The sequence below is a fragment of the Paraciimarium castrense LEGE 11436 genome (assembly GCF_056633055.1).
In genome coordinates this window covers 229,641-248,799 of sequence record NZ_JBSJOW010000002.1, presented here as the reverse complement: position 1 = coordinate 248,799, position 19,159 = coordinate 229,641, and the positions used below count along the sequence as shown (strand labels likewise).

18 protein-coding genes are annotated in these 19,159 nt (G+C 70.6%); 14 read left to right on the top strand and 4 right to left on the bottom strand.

Features of this window, described 5'->3' with window-relative positions:
- Positions 1-22: 22 nt before the first annotated feature.
- The gene (groES, locus tag ACWJIO_RS05040; RefSeq protein ID WP_186698842.1) at positions 23-334 is read right to left on the bottom strand and encodes a co-chaperone GroES; all 312 of its coding nucleotides are present in this window, start codon (positions 332-334) and stop codon (positions 23-25) included.
- A 295-nt stretch (positions 335-629) separates the two neighbouring features.
- Between groES and atpD the strand changes: the two genes are divergently transcribed.
- The 3 genes from atpD (at position 630) to ACWJIO_RS05025 (ending at position 3,757) form a co-directional block, all read left to right on the top strand.
- Positions 630-2,090, top strand: a complete 1,461-nt coding sequence (atpD, locus tag ACWJIO_RS05035; RefSeq protein ID WP_480311787.1) for a F0F1 ATP synthase subunit beta — start codon at positions 630-632, stop codon at positions 2,088-2,090.
- A gap of 30 nt (positions 2,091-2,120) precedes the next feature.
- Entirely contained in the window at positions 2,121-2,528 is a 408-nt protein-coding gene (gene atpC, locus ACWJIO_RS05030) for an ATP synthase F1 subunit epsilon (RefSeq protein WP_480311785.1), read from the top strand.
- 89 nt (positions 2,529-2,617) lie between these two features.
- Entirely contained in the window at positions 2,618-3,757 is a 1,140-nt protein-coding gene (locus ACWJIO_RS05025) for a rhomboid family intramembrane serine protease (RefSeq protein ID WP_480311783.1), read from the top strand.
- A gap of 6 nt (positions 3,758-3,763) precedes the next feature.
- On the opposite strand, the gene ACWJIO_RS05020 is transcribed toward ACWJIO_RS05025, so the two are convergent.
- On the bottom strand, positions 3,764-6,031 hold the full coding sequence (locus tag ACWJIO_RS05020; protein ID WP_480311781.1) for a transglycosylase domain-containing protein: 2,268 nt from the start codon (positions 6,029-6,031) through the stop codon (positions 3,764-3,766).
- A 57-nt stretch (positions 6,032-6,088) separates the two neighbouring features.
- Between ACWJIO_RS05020 and ACWJIO_RS05015 the strand changes: the two genes are divergently transcribed.
- From ACWJIO_RS05015 to ACWJIO_RS04990, 6 genes are read left to right on the top strand one after another with little or no spacing between them, the layout of a single operon-like run.
- Positions 6,089-6,364 carry a hypothetical protein gene (locus ACWJIO_RS05015; RefSeq protein WP_480311779.1) on the top strand — a complete coding sequence of 92 codons (276 nt, stop codon included), beginning with the start codon at positions 6,089-6,091 and terminating at the stop codon, positions 6,362-6,364.
- Positions 6,361-7,116 (top strand): FHA domain-containing protein, encoded by a 756-nt coding sequence (locus ACWJIO_RS05010; RefSeq protein WP_480311777.1) that lies wholly within the window; start codon positions 6,361-6,363, stop codon positions 7,114-7,116. The genes ACWJIO_RS05015 and ACWJIO_RS05010 overlap by 4 nt, the downstream gene beginning before the upstream one ends.
- Positions 7,117-7,129: 13 nt before the next feature.
- Positions 7,130-8,464 carry a protein kinase domain-containing protein gene (locus tag ACWJIO_RS05005; protein ID WP_480311775.1) on the top strand — a complete coding sequence of 445 codons (1,335 nt, stop codon included), beginning with the start codon at positions 7,130-7,132 and terminating at the stop codon, positions 8,462-8,464.
- A gap of 23 nt (positions 8,465-8,487) precedes the next feature.
- Positions 8,488-9,270, top strand: a complete 783-nt coding sequence (locus ACWJIO_RS05000; protein ID WP_480311774.1) for a vWA domain-containing protein — start codon at positions 8,488-8,490, stop codon at positions 9,268-9,270.
- Positions 9,267-10,613, top strand: coding sequence for a protein phosphatase 2C domain-containing protein (locus ACWJIO_RS04995; protein WP_480311772.1), 1,347 nt, complete (start codon positions 9,267-9,269; stop codon positions 10,611-10,613). Before ACWJIO_RS05000 ends, ACWJIO_RS04995 begins: the two co-directional genes overlap by 4 nt.
- On the top strand, positions 10,610-11,608 hold the full coding sequence (locus ACWJIO_RS04990) for a hypothetical protein (protein ID WP_480311770.1): 999 nt from the start codon (positions 10,610-10,612) through the stop codon (positions 11,606-11,608). Before ACWJIO_RS04995 ends, ACWJIO_RS04990 begins: the two co-directional genes overlap by 4 nt.
- 88 nt (positions 11,609-11,696) lie before the next feature.
- Here ACWJIO_RS04990 and ACWJIO_RS04985 read toward each other — a convergent pair whose 3' ends face one another.
- Positions 11,697-12,188 (bottom strand): 30S ribosomal protein PSRP-3, encoded by a 492-nt coding sequence (locus ACWJIO_RS04985; protein WP_480311769.1) that lies wholly within the window; start codon positions 12,186-12,188, stop codon positions 11,697-11,699.
- 86 nt (positions 12,189-12,274) lie between these two features.
- Between ACWJIO_RS04985 and ACWJIO_RS04980 the strand changes: the two genes are divergently transcribed.
- Positions 12,275-13,030: a TIGR01548 family HAD-type hydrolase gene (locus tag ACWJIO_RS04980; RefSeq protein WP_480311768.1), complete on the top strand. Its 756-nt coding sequence runs from the start codon at positions 12,275-12,277 to the stop codon at positions 13,028-13,030.
- On the opposite strand, the gene ACWJIO_RS04975 is transcribed toward ACWJIO_RS04980, so the two are convergent.
- Positions 13,011-14,342 (bottom strand): aminopeptidase P N-terminal domain-containing protein, encoded by a 1,332-nt coding sequence (locus ACWJIO_RS04975; protein WP_480311767.1) that lies wholly within the window; start codon positions 14,340-14,342, stop codon positions 13,011-13,013. The two genes, ACWJIO_RS04980 and ACWJIO_RS04975, sit on opposite strands and share 20 nt — an antisense overlap.
- A gap of 115 nt (positions 14,343-14,457) precedes the next feature.
- Here ACWJIO_RS04975 and ACWJIO_RS04970 point away from each other — a divergent pair, with 115 nt between their 5' ends.
- From ACWJIO_RS04970 to ACWJIO_RS04955, 4 genes are read left to right on the top strand one after another with little or no spacing between them, the layout of a single operon-like run.
- On the top strand, positions 14,458-15,474 hold the full coding sequence (locus ACWJIO_RS04970; RefSeq protein ID WP_480311766.1) for a CNNM domain-containing protein: 1,017 nt from the start codon (positions 14,458-14,460) through the stop codon (positions 15,472-15,474).
- Positions 15,471-16,832 carry a DUF697 domain-containing protein gene (locus ACWJIO_RS04965; RefSeq protein WP_480311765.1) on the top strand — a complete coding sequence of 454 codons (1,362 nt, stop codon included), beginning with the start codon at positions 15,471-15,473 and terminating at the stop codon, positions 16,830-16,832. Before ACWJIO_RS04970 ends, ACWJIO_RS04965 begins: the two co-directional genes overlap by 4 nt.
- Positions 16,829-17,425, top strand: coding sequence for a nicotinate-nucleotide adenylyltransferase (locus ACWJIO_RS04960; protein ID WP_480311764.1), 597 nt, complete (start codon positions 16,829-16,831; stop codon positions 17,423-17,425). Before ACWJIO_RS04965 ends, ACWJIO_RS04960 begins: the two co-directional genes overlap by 4 nt.
- On the top strand, positions 17,425-19,116 hold the full coding sequence (locus tag ACWJIO_RS04955; protein ID WP_480311763.1) for an NAD+ synthase: 1,692 nt from the start codon (positions 17,425-17,427) through the stop codon (positions 19,114-19,116). Before ACWJIO_RS04960 ends, ACWJIO_RS04955 begins: the two co-directional genes overlap by 1 nt.
- The last annotated feature ends 43 nt before the right edge of the window (positions 19,117-19,159 follow it).

Sequence of the window (19,159 nt, the reverse complement as noted above, 5' to 3'; positions counted from 1 at the left end):
CCACTCAGCATGGAGCTGGGATTCAGCTGACGACGGCGAGGATGTCCTTTTCGGACAGCAGCACGTATTCATCGGAGCCGAGCTTGATATCGGTACCGGCGTACTTGCTGTAGAGCACCTGATCGCCGATGCTCACTTCAGGAGCCTGGCGTGAACCGTCGTCATTGCGCTTGCCGGCACCCACTTGAACCACTTCCCCGACCTGGGGCTTTTCCTGGGCGGTGTCGGGCAGCAGGATGCCGCCGGCGGTTTTTTCGTCTGAGGCAGAGACTTTGATGAAAATGCGATCTCCGAGGGGCTTAACCGTGGAGACGCTGAGGGAAACAGCAGCCATGGATAGATGCGATAGCAACGACATGGCGCCCGAGACGCCATGCAAGACCCGAGTTAGCACTCTGGCCCTGCGAGTGCCAACCTATGCGGCGCCGATCCCCAACGGCTACCCCATCCGTTGTGCGGGTCACCGAACCCAGGGCCCGAACCAGGCCTGCCAATGTCCGCCGCTGAGCCGTGCTCGGCCCACCAGGCGCCTGTGCTGAGCGGCCCGGTGGTAAGGTTGCCCGGCTCCCAGCGGGCAGGGATCGTTCCAGCACCCCTCCCGCCCAGCGCCCTCCACGACTTCCTTCCATATGGCTGCTGCTACTGCCTCCGGCACCAAAGGCATCGTCCGGCAGGTGATCGGCCCCGTGCTTGACGTCGAATTCCCAGCCGGACAGCTGCCCAAGATCTATAACGCCCTGCGCATCGAAGCGAAGAACTCCGCCGGCCAGGACGTGGCCCTCACGGCCGAGGTGCAGCAACTGCTGGGCGACCACCGGGTCCGCGCTGTGGCGATGAGCGGCACTGATGGTCTGGTGCGGGGCATGGAAGCCCTCGACACCGGTGCTCCGATCTCGGTGCCCGTCGGTGAAGCCACCCTGGGCCGGATCTTCAACGTGCTGGGCGAGCCGGTGGACGAGAAGGGTCCTGTGACCACCAGCCTCACGGCGCCGATCCACCGCGCTGCTCCCAAGCTCACCGAGCTCGAAACCAAGCCCAAGGTGTTCGAAACGGGCATCAAGGTGATCGACCTGCTGGCTCCCTACCGCCAGGGCGGCAAGGTGGGTCTGTTCGGCGGGGCCGGCGTGGGCAAGACCGTGCTGATCCAGGAGCTGATCAACAACATCGCCAAGGAGCACGGCGGAGTGTCGGTGTTCGGCGGCGTGGGTGAGCGCACCCGCGAGGGCAACGACCTCTATGAAGAGTTCAAGGAGTCGGGCGTGATCAATGCCGACGACCTCTCGAAATCGAAGGTGGCTCTCTGCTACGGCCAGATGAATGAGCCCCCCGGCGCCCGCATGCGTGTGGGTCTCTCAGCCCTCACCATGGCCGAGCACTTTCGCGATGTGAACAAGCAGGACGTGCTGCTGTTCATCGACAACATCTTCCGCTTCGTGCAGGCCGGCTCCGAGGTGAGCGCCCTGCTGGGCCGCATGCCTTCTGCCGTGGGCTACCAACCCACCCTCGGCACCGATGTGGGCATGCTGCAGGAGCGCATCACCTCCACTCTGGAGGGCTCAATCACCTCCATCCAGGCTGTCTACGTGCCTGCTGACGACCTCACCGACCCCGCGCCGGCCACCACCTTCGCCCACCTGGACGCCACCACCGTACTGAGCCGGGGCCTCGCCTCCAAGGGCATCTACCCCGCCGTGGATCCGCTGGACTCCACCAGCACCATGCTGCAGCCCGCCGTGGTGGGCGATGAGCACTACCGCACTGCCCGTGCCGTGCAGAGCACCCTGCAGCGCTACAAAGAGCTCCAGGACATCATTGCGATTCTGGGCCTTGACGAACTTTCCGAAGACGACCGTCGCACGGTGGATCGGGCCCGCAAGATCGAGAAGTTCCTCTCCCAGCCCTTCTTCGTGGCCGAAGTGTTCACCGGCATGTCAGGCCAATACGTGAAATTAGAGGAAACGATCAAGGGTTTCAACATGATCCTTGCTGGCGAGCTCGATGACCTGCCCGAGGCAGCCTTCTACCTCGTCGGCAACATCGATCAGGTGAAGGCTAAATCTGAAAAGATCAAGGCGGATGCCCAGGGTTGATCCCGCTCCTTCAACCCTGAGGTTTTCATCATGTCCCTGACTCTCCGAGTTCTGGCACCCGACCAGAGCGTTTTCGATGGCAGCGCCGAAGAGGTGATCCTGCCCAGCACCACCGGCCAGGTGGGCATCCTTCCCGGCCACGTCACCATGCTGGCGGCCCTGGACACCGGGGTGATGCGTCTGCGGGCAGGCGGCTCCTGGAGCTCAATCGCCCTGCTCGGGGGCTTTGCCGAAGTGGAGGCCGATGAGGTCACGGTGTTGGTGAACGGCGCCCAGCTGGGTGCCAGCATCGACGCCACCGCAGCCGAGGCTGAGTTTGAAGCGGCCCAAGCCGCTGCGGCCAGCTTCGATGGCAAAACGCCAAGCACCGAAAAGCTGAAGGCTCAGCAGGCCCTCGCCAAGGCCCGGGCCTGGATGCAGGCCACCCGGGGCAGCTGAACGCAGGGGCTGCGCAGGTCATGCCCGCCTGGGCATCGATAGATTCGCGCCCATGGCGGTGCCGCCACGACAGCACTTGCGAGAGGACGGTGGGAGGCAAGGGGCGTGAGCTCGGACTCAAGCTGCGGGCCTGGCAGGAAAGCGGTACGCCGGGGCTGCTCAACGGCAAGGCCCTGGCAAACCGACTGGTGGATCTGCTCGGGGCCGATGAGGTGCTGAAGGGTCCCGTGCGGGACCTGGCCGTGCAACCCCTGTTTCTGCGTGCCCTCGGCCCTTCCGGCGCCGCCCGCGACAGCTCCGTGGAGCAGCTGAGCCAGCAGCTCGCCGCCACCTACGCCCCTGCCGTGCTGGCCGAACTGCTCGACCTGTTGGAGGCCGCCACCGGGGTGGCCTTGCCCCCGCCGGACACCACGGCCCCCCGGCGCCCCCCGGCTCCAGACGGAGCCCAGGCCCTGGACCCGACCCTGCAGGCCCTAGCCCTGGGCCCCACCCTCAGCGCCCTGGGCCCTGGCCTGGCCCTGGCCGCCAGCTTCGCCCTGGTGCTGCGCTGGTTCGGCGGCGAGCTGGAGCGGGAGCTGTTCAAGCCCTGGGGCTGGCCCGCCGTTGTGGTGCTGGCGGTGACGCTGGGCCTGTTGCAGGCCCTGGCCCTCGGCCCCCTGAAGGCCCTCCGGCGCCAGTGGCCGCTGGAGCAGGCCGATGCCTCTGAACCCCGCCAGGCCTGGCGCTGGATCACCGCCCCCTGGATCCACCACAGCCAGGCCGAGGCGGTCATCAACCTGGTGGTGCTGCTGATCCTGCTGGGGCCCTCGCCCCTGCCCCTGCCAGACCTGCTGCTGCGCTATGCGCTCACCAGCCTGGCCACCACGGCCCTGGCCCTGGTGCTGGCGAGGCAGGGCACCGACCAGCGGCGCTGGGATGGAGCCGCTGGAGCGATCAGCGCCCTGATCGGCCTGGGGGCCGCCTCGAGCCTGCTGCACTGGCGGGCCCTGGCCTATCCGGTGGGCGACAACCTGGCGATCCCCTGCTGGGTGCTGCTGCTGGTCTACGGCGCCCTGCAGCTGAGCTGGCAGCTGCCCCGCCAGAGCGACACCGACTTCAGCCGCCCCCTCGATCGCCTGCTGAGCTGCCAGTGGTGGTGGGGCCTGGTGCTAGGGGTCGGCTGGGCCGTGGTCAGCCGGCTGGGGGGGTTGGTGCAACTCGCCCTGCGGGCGCGGGAAGCCGGCGGCTGAACGGCCTCAGCTGCCGCGGGCCGGGATGGCTCCCATGTAGCGGCCCCAGAGTTCGGCCACGAGGCCGCCGCTGGCCGCCGCGGCCGGCCGGTTGTCGTCGTTGCCCATCCAGATCGCCGTGAGGATCAGGCGAGAGGGGGAGTAGCCGATGAACAGCACATCGACGCCGTTGTTGGTGGTGCCGGTCTTGCCGCGGGCATCGGCCACCCCAGCGGCCGCCTTGCCCGTGCCAGCCTGCACCACCTGGGCCAGCAGGTCGTCCATCACCGCGGCATCAGCCGCCGGGAGCAGCTGGCGGGGCTGCTCACCGATCGGAATGGTGACCCCCTGCTCCGGGCAGCTGTCGAGGCTGTAGATCGAGCGGCAGAGGCCCAGGTCGTAGATGCGGCTGACGCCGTGCATCGGCACGCTGCTGCCGCCATTGGCCACCACCGCGTAGGCGCGGGCCAGCTCATAGAGAAAGGTTTCACGGCCACCCAGCATGGTGTTGAAGTCGGCGTCGAGGGGGGTGCTGAGGCTCAGCTGGCGGGCCTTGCGCACCACCTGGTTGAGGCCGGCCTTTTCGGCCAGCCGTAAGGCCACCACGTTCTCTGACTGGGCGAAGCCGCGGGCCAGCGTGATGCTCCCTCCCCCCTGGCGGCAGCCGGCCACGTAGCCCAGGGGGGCACAGGAGATCGAGTCGGCTGGGCGGGCGCCCGCCTCCAGGGCCGCCAGATAGGGGAAGAGCTTGAAGGTGGAGCCGGGCTGGCGCAGGGCCTGCACTCGGTCGAAGCTGGAGCGGGAATAGTCGCCACCACCCACATAGGCGAGGATCTCCCCGCTGCGGTAGTTGAGCGAGATCAGGGCGCCCTGGGTGAGGCCCACCCGAGCCGCCGGCCCCTCCAGGAAGCGCTGCAGCTGCTGCTGGGCCAGCTGCTGCAGCTTCGGGTCGATGGTGCTCACCACGTAGTAATTGCCTCCCCCGGTCTGCTCCGAGAGGTTGAGGCCGAAGCGGGTGCTCTCCAGTTCCCCGAGCACGTAGTCGCTGAAGAAGGGATAGCTGGAGAAGCTGGATTCACTGCAGGCGGAGGCGTCGATGTTCAGCGGCCGCCGCTGGGCATCAATCAGCTGCTGATCCCCCAGGTAGCCCTGCTCGTGCATGAGCTGAAGCACCAGGTCGCGTCGTTCCCGACCTGCGGTGGGGTCCTTGACATTGCAGGGGCTGTAGCCGTTCGGGCTCGGCAGCAGCCCCACCAGGAAAGCCGCCTGGCCCACGTCGAGGTCGCCGACAGACTTGCGGAAGTAGAGCCGCGCCGCCTGCTCGAAGCCGTCGGTGCCCTGGCCCAGGTGGGCCCGGTCCAGGTACATCTTGAGAATCTGGTTCTTGCTGTAGCCCACCTCCAGCTGCAGGGCCACCCAGAGCTCCCGCAGCTTGCGGCTGAGGCTGTAGTCAGTGCCCACCTCCGCGTAGTAGATGCGGGCCACCTGCTGGGTGAGGCCGCTGCCGCCGCCACTGCCCAGCAGGGCCGAGCGCAGGGTGCCGAACAGATCCACGCCGCTGTTCCAGCCGAAGCGTGCCTCCTCGGAGGCCAGCAGGGCCTGGCGCAGATGGAGGGGGTAAGCCTGCAGGGAAGGCAGGGCCGTCGCCGAGCCCTCCTTGGCGTCGATCTGCTGGCCCGAGGCCGCCACGATCTTCACCGGGCCGGAGATCAGCCGGATGCGGGAGCCGCCACCGATCGAGGCCGCCGCCAGCAGCGCCCCCACCAGCAGACCCGACCCCACCAGGCTGGCGAGGCCGAGCAGGTGCACGGCCTGCTCCAGGGCGCTGCGGGGGTTCAGGTAGCGGAGTCGGGGTGCGGCGCCCTTGAGCGGCGAGCCGAAATGCACCCAGTCGCCGTGACGCAGGCGGATGGACCGGATGCGACGGTCACGGTGGAACAGGCCGTTGGCGGAATTGAAGTCCTCCAGAGCGAAATCGCGCTCGCCAGGGCGCTGCTTCTCGAGGATGGCGTGCACCCGGCTGAGGCTGTCTGCGGGCAGGGGCATCTCACAGGCCGGGTCGCGGCCGATGCGGTAGCGGCCCTCCCGCAGCACGGTGCGGCTGAGCCGCCGCTCCCCGAGCCAGAGCTCCGCCACCGCCCCGTGCTCCCGCAGCGGTCCCAAGGCCGAGCGCACCGCAGCCGGGCGCTGCCGCAGTCCCCCCTGGCTGCAGGCGGCCAGAAAGCGTTGCCAGGCCCGGCGGTGGCCGAGGGGTGCCGTGTCCGAGGCCGGAATGGGGGCGGAGGGGTCGGCCATGGAAGCAGGTCTCTGGCGCAGCCCGGGATACGCTAAGCGCTCTGATCTCCCCGTCCCGTGCTGCGCCAGCGCGATCCCTGGGAGCCCTTCAGGCTCTGGCTGGCCCTCACGATCGGCCTCTACGCGATCCGTGCCAGCTTCGCCGCCACCTGGATGGGGGCGATCCCCGGCTGGGTGCTGCTGGCCATGGTGCTGGTCGCCCTGGCCCTGGCCAGCAAGGCCCTGCTTTTCCCCGGGCGAGTCACCCCCTACCGCGAAGGCGATGGCGGCTGGTGGGCCGACATTCAGGCCGACTGGCGCCTCTGGTGGCGCCGCCGCCGCGGGGGGGCATGACCCCTCCAGCCGCCCAACTGCGGCTTCGGGATCAGGCCGGCAAAGTCGCCCGGCTCGATCCCCAGCAGCCGCTCACCATCGGCCGAGCCACCAACAACCGGCTCTGCATGCCGGAGCAGTCGGGCCTCTCTCCCCACCACGCCGTGGTGCGCCACTCCCGCAGCCAGGGTGGCTGGGTGGTGTGCGACTGGCAGAGCACCGATGGCACCTACCTGCGGGGAGAGCGCCTGCAGCACTGCCGCCCCCTGGGCGATGGCGACGAGATCCGGCTGGGCATCAGCGGGCCGGTGTTGATTTTTTCGCTGAGTCCGGCAGCAGCGGCCGCCAGCCGGCCAGTCAGTGCGGCCAGCCCTCCGGCCACCGCGCCGGCCGCGACACCGACCGCGATCCCACCCCCGCTCAGCCCCGCCACTGCCGCGCCGCGCAGCCTCGACATCGGCGGCGAGCAGATCGCCATCGATCAGATTCGTTCGGCCACGGTGCTCAGCCTGCCGCACCATCCCCACATCTTCAGCTGGTGGCTGCTGGTCAGCCTCGGCAGCCTGCTGCTGCTGCCCTTCCCGCTGCTGTTCTGGCCCCTGGAGGTGGCGGCCCTGGCCGGCTGGGTCCTGCTGGGGTCCCGCAAGGACCACAGCCTGGTGGTGGTGCTGCGCGACGGTCGCGCCCAGCGGCGCAGCTTCTCCAACCGGCTCACGGCCCTCTCCCACCGCAACGGCATCCGCAAGGCCATCGGCCAGAGTCTGGAGGCCTGACCAGCCACCCCCTGTGACCTGGATCCTGCCGGAAGGCGCCAGCCTCGACCTCGAGGGCATTGCTGCCCCGCTGCGGGTGCTGCGGGGCCTCGGCGGCGGCACCCAGGGACAGGTGTACGCGGTGGAGACCGCCGGGGAGCAGCTGGCGCTGAAGTGGTACCTGCCGGCCTGCATCGCCCGCGATCCGAATCTGGAGCGGCGGCTGGGGGAGAGCATCCGGGCCACAGCTCCCAGCGACGCCTTCCTCTGGCCCCTGGCCCTGGTCAAGGCCACCCCGGGGGCTCTGGGGCTGATCCGCACTCGAGAGCCGGGCTTCGGCTACCTGATGGAGCTGCGCCCTGCCGGCTTTCTCGGGGCCCACGAACATGTGGGGGGCCACCTGGAGATCAGCCTGCGCAACGTGGTGCGGGCCTGCTTCTTTCTGGCGGAGGCGTTCCACGCCCTGCACCTCAAGGGTCTCTGTTACAAGGACATCTCCCTGGGCAACCTGTTCCTGGAGCCTTCCAGCGGCCGCATCCTGATCTGCGACAACGACAACGTCGACGTGGATGGCCGCGACCTGGGCAGCGTGCTGGGCACCCCCGGCTTCATGGCGCCGGAGATCCTGATGGGCCGGGCCCGGCCGGGGGCCGCCAGCGATCTGTTCTCTCTGGCGGTGCTGATCTTCCGCCTGCTCACCCGCCACGATCCGCTGCGGGGCAAGCGGGAACTGGCGATCCGCTGCCTCGATGAACCGGCCCGTCGGCGGCTCTACGGCGAGGAGCCCCTGTTCATCTTCGATCCACGCGATGCCAGCAACCGGCCCGACCCGATCGAGCACGCTGCCGCCCTGGTCACCTGGCCGATCTACCCCGAACCGATCAAGCGGCTGTTTGAGCAGACCTTCTGCGACGGCCTGCAGGCGCCGCGGCGGCGCGCCCTCACCGGCCAGTGGATGGCCGCCCTGGCGGCATCCCTGGACCAGCGCCAGCTCTGCCCTCACTGCGGCCAGGAGACCTTCCCGGATCCGGCGGCCCAGGCCCCCCTCTGCTGGAGCTGCGGCAACTCCCTGCCCGCCCCGCTGCGGCTGCGGCTCGCCCATGGCCTGGTGACGGCGACGGCAGGCAACGAGCTCCATCCACACCATGGCGACAGCCGGCTGCCCGTGGCCCTTCACCAGCCCCTGGCCAGGGTGGAGGCCCACCCCGGTGATCCCACCCTGCTGGGGCTGCGCAACCTGGGCGCCCAGGGCTGGCTGGCCGAACTCAGAAACGACCGGCGGGTGACGGTGGAACCGGGCCAAGCCTGTAATCTCGCGCCACTCGTGCGGCTGATCACGCCGGACGGGGCCATTGCGCTGCAGTCCTGAGCCAGTCGTCGAGCCCGGAACCGATGCCCTTCCCCAACGTCAGGCTCGCCAATCGCCCCCTCCACTTCATCTACATCTGCGACTGCTCCGGCTCGATGCAGGCCCAGGGCAAGATGCGGGCCCTCAACCAGGCGATCCGCCAGTCGTTGCCAGGCATGGCCGAGGTGGCCCGCCAGAACCCTGAGGCGCGGGTGCTGGTGCGGGCCGTGAGCTTCGCCGACCGGGCCGGCTGGCACATCGCTGCGCCCACGCCAGTGCAGGAGCTGGAGTGGGTGGATCTGGAGGCCGGTGGCATCACCGCCATGGGGGAGGCCCTGGAGCTGGTGGCCGCAGTGTTGCAGTCGCCGCCGATGGAGGAGCGGGCCCTGCCGCCGGTGCTGGTGCTGATCTCAGACGGTCAGCCCACCGACGACTTCGACGCCGGCCTGGCCAACCTGATGCGGCGCCCCTGGGCCCAGAAGGCCGTGCGCCTGGCGATCGCCATGGGCCACGACGCCGACACCGAGGTGCTGCAGCAGTTCATCGGCCCTGACCCCGCCGGCCATCTGCCCGCGGGAGAAATTCCAGGAGCCAGCGGCCAGAGCCCCCTGCACAGCGTGGGCAGATCCCCCCGCCGCCCGCTCCAGGCCAGCAACGCCACCTCCCTGGCCCAGTACATCCAGTGGGCCTCCACCGCCGTGGTGGGCGCGGCGTCCATGCCCACCAGCCGCCTGGCGGGAACGGGCCCAGCCGGCAACATCCCCCTGCCGGACCTGCCCCCCACCCAGCTGGACCCCACCGACGATGTGGGACCGGTGGTGTGGTGAACCGCTGGCGCCCACCGCTCCAGGCCCGCCGCAGCGGTGCGGCCCATCTGCGCCGGGGCCGCCCCTGCCAGGACGCGGTGGCCGTGGGCGAGCTGCGCAGCCGCGACGGCCAGCCCGTGCAGCTGATGGCCGTGGCCGATGGCCATGGCGGTGAGCGCTACATCCACAGCGCCGAGGGCAGCCGCCTCGCCTGCAGCGTCGCCCTGGCGGCCGTGGAACGGCGGCTGCGGGCCGGCAGCCTGCCCGCTGGCGAGGGGCCGGAGCTGGAGGCGTGGGTGGACTGGCTGGCCGTCAGCCTGCCCCGCCAGATCCAGCACGACTGGCTGGCCGTCGTGCAGCGGCACTGGCTGGGCCTGAACACCCTGGAGGTGGCCAACACCAGCGAGGCTGGATCCAGCGAAACCAGCAGCGCCGCCGCGGCCGACGTGCCCTTGCTCTACGGCACCACCCTGGGGCTGGTGCTGATGGCCCCCGGCTGGTGGGGCTTCACGGGCCTTGGCGACTGGGACCTGGTGCGGATCGATGCGGCAGGCCAGGGGGAGCTGCTGAGCGAGGAGCCTTCCATGGGCGGCGGTGAAGCCACCGGCAGCCTCTGTCTGGAGCGGGCGGCCGAAGGATTCCGCAGTGGGCTGACACCGATCCGCGATCCTGATCGCGCCTTCGCCCTGGTGTTGAGCAGCGATGGCATCCGCAAGTCGTGCGCCACCGATGCCGACTTCCTCGCCCTGGCCAGCCACCTGGCCAGCACCCCGGCTCTGACAGCCAGCGACGACCTGGCCGCCTGCCTCGATCAGATCAGCCGGGAGGGCAGCGGCGACGACGTGACCGTGGCGATCGGCCACTGGGGCGGATCCGGCCACTTGACCGAGGCACAGCCGGCTGCCGATCCTGCTCCAGCGGTTAGGCAGCCACGCAGCAGGGCCATCGGGCTCACAGCCCTGGCCCTGGTGGTGGTGATGGCTGGGCTGGCCTGGGGCTGGCTGGGGCTGCGGCAGCGGAGCCAGACCGGCGGCCCGGTCGCGCCCCTCGCGGCCGAGATCACCCGGCTCTGCCGCAGCCCCGCCGCCACCATCGGCGGCACCCTGAGCGGCCGGCGCAGCCAGTTCAGCGGGCTGCGCCAGGGCACCCTGACCCCCGCCCAGCTGCTGGCCTCGGCCCAGCTCGATCCCCTTGGCGCCCTGATCGCCAGCAGTTTCGATCCCGGCAGCGGTGGCATGGTCCAGGGGCCCAGCCTGCGGGCCCTTGCCCTCTGTCCCGATCTGGCGGCGGCCCTGCGCCAGCAGTGGCAGCCGGGCCCTGCCGCCGCTGGCCTCAAGCTCAAGTCCCTCCCTTCTCAGCCATGACCGACCACCAGCTCGGCGCTGCCCTGAAGGCCCAGGTCCTCAATGACCGCCAGCGGGGACTGGCCGCCGATGGCCGTCGCCTCCAGGCGGTGGCGGGCGACCTCTGCGGGGCGGATCAGGCCGGGCTACTGCCCGCCGTGCGCTACCTGGTGATGTCGGCGGCCTTCGCCAGCGCGGCCGGCCAGGCCGAGCCCCTCGCCGATCCGCGGCTCCACTCCCGACTGATGCAGGAGTTGCAGCAGGTGTTCACACCCGCCATCTGCGCTCGCATGGAGGAGGTGCTTCGCGGGCTGCTCAGCCTGCCCTCCCAGGCCGGGGCCATGCCTGTCCCTCCCCAATCCCCTGCATCGGCACCGTCACCTGCCCAGACAGCCGTGTCCCTGCCGGCAGTCACCGCAGCGGCTGACCCCCCTGAGGCCGCCGCCGCCGGCAGCAGTTCCGGCAGTGGGGGCCTGGTGGCCGTTCTGTCCTTCCTCACCGGCGGCCTGCTGGTGGCCCTGGTCGGCGCCGTGGTGCTGGTGCACCAGTCCCGCCTGCCGCCAGTCGAGGTCAGTGCCCCAGCGGCATCGCTCCCCAGCCCGGAGCCGGAGCTGCCGCCCTCGGAGCTGATTCCCCCCGCCGAGCCGAGCCTGCCGGATGCTGCCGAGACTGCAGGGGCGGGGGACCAGGCCATGGCGGATCAGGCCTTGGCCAGCCTCCAGGGCCTCTATGCCGCCCTGAGCAACAAAAACTTCAGCGAAGCTCGCCAGTACTTCGGGGGTGCTGCCGCCGACCAGTTCGACCCTGCCTTCTTCGAGCAGTTCGAGCGGGTGAGCGTCGCTGACCTGCGCGAAACGAGTCAGGTGGGCTCCAGCCTCAACCTCCAGGGGATCGTGACCTTCGTCTACCCCGACGGCAGCACCCAGATCGAGAACCGCAGTTTCACTGTGGACACGTCAAGCAGCCCGGCCCTGATCACTGGCAGCGAATTCGGCGGGGTGCTCAAAGCCCGCTGACCCTGGGCCCACCCCGACAACCCCAAGGCCCCGGACCCCCCAAAAACGCAGGTAGCACCCCTGGTGCGAGCTGGTAGGCCGTTACCGCTCAGGCGGTGCCGCAGAAGGTCACGTCGGGGAACTTGAGCTTGGCTTCATCGAGATTCTTGCCCTTGCCCTCTTCCTGCCAGTAGTTGATCACCTCGGTGGCCTTGTTGAGCACCTCGACGCGCTCGTTGTCGGTGATCCAGCTTTTGGCCTCGAGCTCACTCTTGAGGGTTTCCCAGGCATCTTCCCGGGGCCAGAAGAAATAGGCGGTGAGAGGGCTGGGGCCGCCACCCACGATCTGATCCACCGCCAGGGCCACGTTGTCCGGCAGCCAGAGAATTTTCAGCAGGAAGCGGCCCTCGTCGGCCTTGGGGGTGTAACCCGAGGGAACACCGTCTTCATCGATGGTGGCCGAGGCCAGGGCAGCACTGCCACCACGCATCACCGGACGTCCCTGAGAGGCGGTGTCTTCAGTGGCGGTGGCCACCTCGGGCGCATCACTCACGGCAGCGCCGGCGGCGCTTTCGGTGGCTGGCATGGTGTCGGCGCTCAAGGCAGAAAGTCAAACAACTAACCTATCAGCCGAGCTGCCGCAGCCCCCTGAGTCCCCGCGCTGTCCAGCTGTTCGACATCGACGGTGTGATCCGTGACGTGTCCGGCAGCTACCGCCGGGCCCTGGCCGAAACCGTGCAGCACTACGCCGGCTGGCGACCGGATGCGGCCACGATCGACGCCCTCAAGGGCGAGGGCCGCTGGAACAACGACTGGGATGCCTCCCTGGAGCTGCTGCGCCGCCACGGCCACACCCCCCTGCCCCAGCGGCAGGCCCTGGTGGAGGTGTTCAGCCGTCACTATTTCGGCGGCGACCCCCACGGAGACCCGGCCCTGTGGCAGGGGTTCATCGGCCAGGAGCCCTTGCTGGTGGACGCCTCCCTGTTCACGTGGCTCAGCCATGCCCAGGTGGCCTGGGGCTTCGTGAGCGGTGCCGAACCCCCCTCCGCCCGCTACGTGCTGGAGCAGCGGCTGGGCCTGGAGCAACCTCCCCTGCTCGCCATGGGCGATGCTCCGGACAAACCCGATCCCACAGGCCTGCTGCGTCTGGCCGCCCAGCTGGCCGAAGCACCCCTGGGCCTGGCCTCCAGCCCACCGGTGCTCTACCTGGGCGACACGGTGGCGGACGTGCTCACCGTGGTGCGGGCCCGGCAGCAGCTGCCCGAGCAGCCCCTTCTCGCCCTCGGGGTGGCACCTCCCCACCTGCGCAGCGATCCAGCCGCGCTCCGCCGCTACGAGGCTTCCCTGCTCGAGGCCGGGGCCGACGCCGTGATCCCCAGCACCCAGACCCTGCCGGAGCGCCTGGAGCACCTGCTGGCGTCGCTCAGCGCTCCATCGCGCTGAGGCTCTTGAGGGCGGCAGCCGTCAGCACCTCATGGCCCCGGCCGGTGACAGCCACGTCATCCTCGATGCGGATGCCGATGCCCTTCCAGCGCTCCTCAATGGCGGGCTGGCCTTCCGGCACGGCCAGCCGGTCGCTCACGTACAGCCCCGGCTCCACCGTGAGCACCATGCCCGGCTCCAGCTGCACCGGGTGCTCGCCCAGTCGGTAGGCCCCCACGTCATGGACGTCCAGGCCGAGCCAGTGGCCGGTGCGGTGCATGTACAGGTGCCGGAAGGCGCCCTGCTCGATGACGCCGTCGACGTTGCCGCTGAGCAGGCCAAGCTCGATCAGGCCCTCCACCAGCACGCGCACGGCCGTCATGTGCACGGCCTCGGCGGTGTGGCCCGGGGCCACCGCCGCCACTGCCGCCTCCTGGGCTGCCAGCACCAGGACATAGAGCTCGCGCTGTTCGGCGCTGAAGCGACCGTTCACCGGGAAGGTGCGGGTGATGTCGCCGTTGTAGTAGTCGGCCAGGCTGCAGCCGGCATCGATCAACAGCAGATCGCCGTCCCGCAGGGGGGCGCTGTTGGCGGTGTAGTGCAGCACGCAGGCGTTGTCGCCACCCGCCACAATCGAGCCGTAGGCGGGCCCCCGCGCCCCCTGCTCCAGGAAATGCTGCTCAATCACCGCCTGCACCTGCCGCTCATTCAGGCCGGGGCGGGCCACCTGCCGGGCCAGCTCATGGGCCTCCGCCGAGATACGGGCGGCCTCCCGCAGGCGCTCGAGTTCATCGTTGCCCTTGCGCAGCCTCAGGGCATGCAGCAGCGGGCAGGGGGCCACCAGGCCGAGGGCAGCGCCCCCCCGCCGCGGCGCCCGGTCCAGCTGCTGGCCCCAGGCCTGCAGCACCAGGGGCTCCACCGCCGGGTGGCGACCCACCCGGAAGGCAATGCCCTCGGAGCCCTCGACGTAGTCGGCCAGTCGGGTCTGCAGCTCCGAGAGCGGATGGGCCGCCGAGGCCCCGAACTGGTCCACCGCGCCCTCGGTGCCCCAGCGCACGCCGGTCCACACTTCGGCGCTGGGCTGCTTGGGCTGCACGAACAGCACGAAGGGCGTGTCCGGGCGGTGGGGCAGGAACAGGGCCACCGCATCGGGTTCGTCGAAGCCGGTGAGATACCAGAAATCGCTGTTCTGCCGGAAGGGGTACTCGCAGTCGGCGTGGTGGGTCACCAGCGGGGCCGCCGGGATCACCGCCGCGGCACCGCCGAGCTGCTGCAGGAAGCGGGCGCGCCGCTCGGCATGAATCGACACATCGGGAAGAGCCGTTGCGGCCATGCTGACGAACCCTGTGCAGCGACCATGCTGACGGTCCGTGGGCGACAGCGGTGGCGCCGGCGGATTTAATGGAGCGATCCACCCCTTCGATGGCAACGGGCCTGCCCCCACCTGAATGAACGACCTGGTGGCTCTGGCCCTGCTGGTGCTGGTGGTGCTGGTGGGCTCCGCCCTCTGCTCCGGGGTGGAGGCCGCCCTGCTCACGGTCAACCCCCTGCGGGTGCACGAGCTGCAGGCGCGCATCAGACCGGTGCGGGGCGCCCGCCGCCTGGCCCAGCTGCGCCAGCGCCTCGGCCGCACCCTCTCGGTGCTGGTGATCGCCAACAACGGCTTCAACATCTTCGGCAGCCTGATGCTGGGGGGCTATGCCGCCCACGTCTTCTCCGAGTACGGCGTGGAGGGCGTGGCCCTTCCCCTGTTCTCGGTGGGACTGACGCTGCTGGTGATGTTGCTTGGGGAAATCCTGCCCAAGGCGCTGGGCAGCCGCATGGCCCTGCCGGTCGCCCTGGCCAGTGCCCCCGCCCTCTACCTGCTGGGGCGTCTGATGCTCCCCCTGGTGCTGCTGCTCGAGAGGGTGCTGCCGGCGATCACGGCGGAGAGCGAGATCAGCACCGATGAGGAGGAGATCCGCCTGCTGGCCAGGCTCGGGTCCCAGAAGGGACAGATCGAAGCCGATGAGGCCGCAATGATCGCCAAGGTGTTCCAGCTCAACGACCTCACGGCCAGGGATCTGATGACCCCCCGGGTGGCCGCTCCCACCCTGCGCGGGGCTGCCACCCTCACCGAGGCCCGCGCGGAGCTGCTGGCCACCAACGCTCCCTGGTGGGTGGTGCTGGGTGAGGAGGTGGATGAGATTCTCGGCGTGGCGAGCCGGGAACAGCTGCTCACGGCTCTGCTGCAGGGCCATGGCCAGCTCACCCCCGCCGACCTCAGCGAGGCGGTGGAGTACGTGCCGGAGATGATTCGCGCCGACCGTCTGCTCACCGGCTTTCGCCGCAACAGCGGCGGCGTGCGGGTGGTTGTGGATGAATTCGGCGGCTTCGTGGGGGTGATCGGCGCCGAGGCGGTGCTCGCCGTGCTGGCCGGCTGGTGGCGTCGCCCCCAGGGGACGACCGAGGCCTTGGCACCATGAGCCCGACGCTGCCTGCCCAGCTGCAGCGGCCACCGGCCTCCCCCGAGCGGGCACGGCTGCTGCTGGATCAGTGGCGCCGATCGCTCAGCCTCAGTGGCCGGGAAGCCAGTGGGCTGCAGGGCCAGCTGGCCGCCCTTGACCGCCAGTTGCAGCGGCTGCGCCAGCGGCAACCGCGGCTGGCCGTCTATGGCCGCGTGGGCGTGGGGAAGTCGAGCCTGTTGAACGCGCTGCTGGGTCGCCAGGCCTTCGCCACAGACGTGGCCCACGGCTGCACCCGCCACCAGCAGGCGGCACTCTGGCCCCAGCCGCTGGCGGGCCTGGCCGCGGCGGAACTGGTGGACACCCCTGGCCTCGACGAGATCGGAGCGCTGGCGCGGGCGCGGCTGGCCCGGCGGGTGGCCCTGGGCTGCGATCTGGTGCTGATGGTGCTGGACGCCGATCTCAGCGCCGTCGAACGCCAGGCCCTGGACGTGCTGCTGGCCGCTGGAAAACCCGTGCTGCTGGTGCTCAACCGCAGTGATTGCTGGCCGCTCGAGCAACGCCAGAGCCTGCTGGAGAGCATCCGGCGTCGGCTGCCGCCGCAGGCGCGGCAGCTGGAGCTTGTGGCCGTGGCCGCCGCGCCGCGGCGGGCCCGGCTGCTGGCCGATGGGCGGGTGCGCAGCGAACCCCTGCAGCCCTCCATCGCCCCCCTGGAGCGGCTCCTGATCGCCCTGCTGGAGAGCCAGGGTGAGCTGCTGCTGGCCATCAACGCCCTGCGAGCCGCCGAGCGGTTCCACCAGGCCCTGCAGGCGGCACGGCTGCAGCACAGCCGCCGGGCGGCCCAGGGGCTGATCGGCAGGTTCGCAGCCCTGAAGGCGGCGGGGGTGGCGGCCAATCCGCTGGTGCTGCTCGATCTGGCCGGTGGCCTGGCCAGCGACACCGCCCTGGTGATGCAGCTCTGCCAGCTGTACGGCCTGCCGATGGAGGGGGCCCGCGCCCGTCAGCTGCTGGCGCGGCTCAGTGGCCACAACGCCCTGCTGGGCGGTGCCCAGCTCGGCCTCCAGGCCCTGTTGGGGGGCCTGAAGCAGCTGTTGCTGGCGGCGGCGCCCCTGAGCGGCGGCCTGAGCCTTGCCCCTGCCGCGCCGGTGGCGGTGGCCCAGGCGGCCCTGGCAGTGCACACCACCCGCCGCACCGGCAGGCTGGCGGCGCTGGAACTGGTCCGGGCCGCCAGGGGCGGGGGCCGGCCTGGTTCGCTGCTGCGAAGGCTGGCCGCCAGTGACCCGGAGGTGCGGCTGTGGCTGGGCACCTGGCCGGAGCGCTCCCACACCGCCAAGGCTGGGGAGTCCGGCCAGGCCCCCTGGCAGGGCCTGCTGCCATGAGCCGGCCTGGCCTGAACGCTGGGGGCGACGCCATCGCCCTGTTCGGCACCAGTGCCGACCCCCCCACCCGGGGCCACCAGGCCCTGCTGGAGGGGCTGCTGCAGCACTTCCCGCGGGTAGCCACCTGGGCCAGTGACAATCCGATGAAGCAGCATGGTGCCCCCTTGGCCCAGCGAGCCGCGCTGCTGGGGGCCCTGGTGCGGGGCCTCCATGAACCGCGGCTGGAGCAGCATCAGGAGCTGAGCAGTCCCTGGACGATCACCACCCTGGAGCGCGCCGCCGCTGCCTGGCCTGGGGCTCCGCTGGTGTTTGTGGTGGGCAGCGATCTGGCCCCCCAGATCCCGCGCTGGAAGCAGGCCGGCGAGCTGCTGCAGCGCTGCCGGCTGGCGATCGTGCCGCGGGTGGGCTGGCCGGCGGCAGAGGCTGATCTGCGCCCCCTGCACAGCCTCGGCGCCCAGATCGAGGTGCTGCCCCTGGCGATTCCGGCCAGCGCCAGCTCGGCCCTGCGCCGCCAGCCCGATCGCGGCCAGGTGCCCGACAGCGTCTGGCCGGTGCTGCTGCAGCAGAATCTCTACGGCCTGCCCCAGCCCTGATGCAGCTCGCCCTCGCCCAGCTCAATCCCCTCGTGGGAGATCTGCGGGGCAATGGCGAGCGCATCCTGCGGGCCTGCCGCGAAGCCGCCAGCGGCGGGGCTGAGCTGGTGCTCACCCCCGAGCTCTCGCTCTGGGGCTATCCGCCGCGGGACCTGCTGCTGCAAGCGTCGCGCCTGGCCAGCCAGGCCCGGGTGCTGGGGCAGCTGGCCGCTGACCTGGCCGCTCACTGCCCCGGGCTGGCCGTGCTGGTGGGCATCGCCGAGCCGAGCGGCAGCTCCGCCCTGCCCAGCCTGTTCAATGCCCTGGCCCTGGTGCAGGCGGGGGGCTGGCGGGTGGTGGCGCGCAAACAGCTGCTGCCCACCTACGACGTGTTCGATGAACAGCGCTACTTCCGCCCGGGGTCGGAGCCGGCCGTGCTGCAGCTCAACGGCCGGGATGGCCCCCTGCGGCTGGGGCTCACCATCTGCGAGGACCTCTGGGTGGAGCAGGAGCTTCAGGGTCACCGCCTGGCGGGACCGGATCCCGTGGCGGCCCTGGAGCACCAGGGCCTGGACCTGCTGATCAACCTCTCGGCCTCCCCCTTCAACCCAGGCAAGGCCGCCCTGCGCCATGCCCTGGGGGCCCGGGCGGCCCGGCGGCTGGGCTGTCCGGTGGTGTACGTGAACCAGGTGGGAGGGAACGACGAGCTGGTCTTCGATGGGGCCAGCTTTGTGGTGGACCGGGCGGGGGCCGTGGTGTGTCAGCTGCCGAGCTGCCAGGAGGCCCTGGAGCCCTGGAACCCCCTGCACAGCACTGGCTTGGTCAGGGCTCTGCCTGAACCGATCGAGCAGCTGTTTCGGGCGCTGGTGCTGGGGGTGCGCGACTACGCGGCCAAGTGCGGCTTTGGGCGGGCGCTGCTCGGCCTCAGCGGCGGCATCGACTCCGCCCTGGTGGCGGTCCTGGCGGTGGCGGCCCTGGGGGGGGGCCAGGTGCGGGCCCTGTTGATGCCCTCCCCCTGGAGCTCCGAGGGTTCGCTGGCCGATGCTCTGGCCCTGGCCAGCCGCCTGGGCCTGGACACCGACACGGTGCCGATCGCCGAGCTGATGGGCGGCTTCGATGCAGCTCTGGCACCAGCCCTGGGGCAGGAGCCGGCGGGGCTGACAGCCGAGAATCTTCAGTCGCGCATCCGCGGCACCCTGCTGATGGCGGTGGCCAACCAGGACGGCCCGCTGCTGCTCTCCACGGGCAACAAATCCGAACTCGCCGTGGGCTACTGCACCCTCTACGGCGACATGAACGGGGGCCTGGCCGTGATCGGCGATCTCTACAAGAGCACCGTCTTTGCCCTGTGCGCCTGGCTCGACAGGCCGGAATCGTCCGCCTGCCGCGCGGCCCTGGGCTTGCCAGCCGAGGGGGAGCTGGTCGGCGCGGCCATCCGCCAGAAGCCCCCCAGCGCTGAACTGCGCCCCGACCAGCGCGACAGCGACTCGCTCCCCGACTACGGCCAGCTCGACCCCCTGCTCGAGGCCCTTGTGGAGCAGCACCGCAGCCCCGAGGAGCTGGTGGCCCAGGGCAGCGATCCCGCCCTGGCCGCCCGGGTGCATGGGCTGCTGCAGCGGGCGGAGTTCAAGCGCCGCCAGGCGGCACCGGTGCTCAAAGTGAGCGGTCACGCCTTCGGCAGCGGCTGGCGGATGCCGATCGCCGCTGGCTGAGCCAGTCTGGGGACACGCCTACCGCGTCTGCATGGCTGCCCAG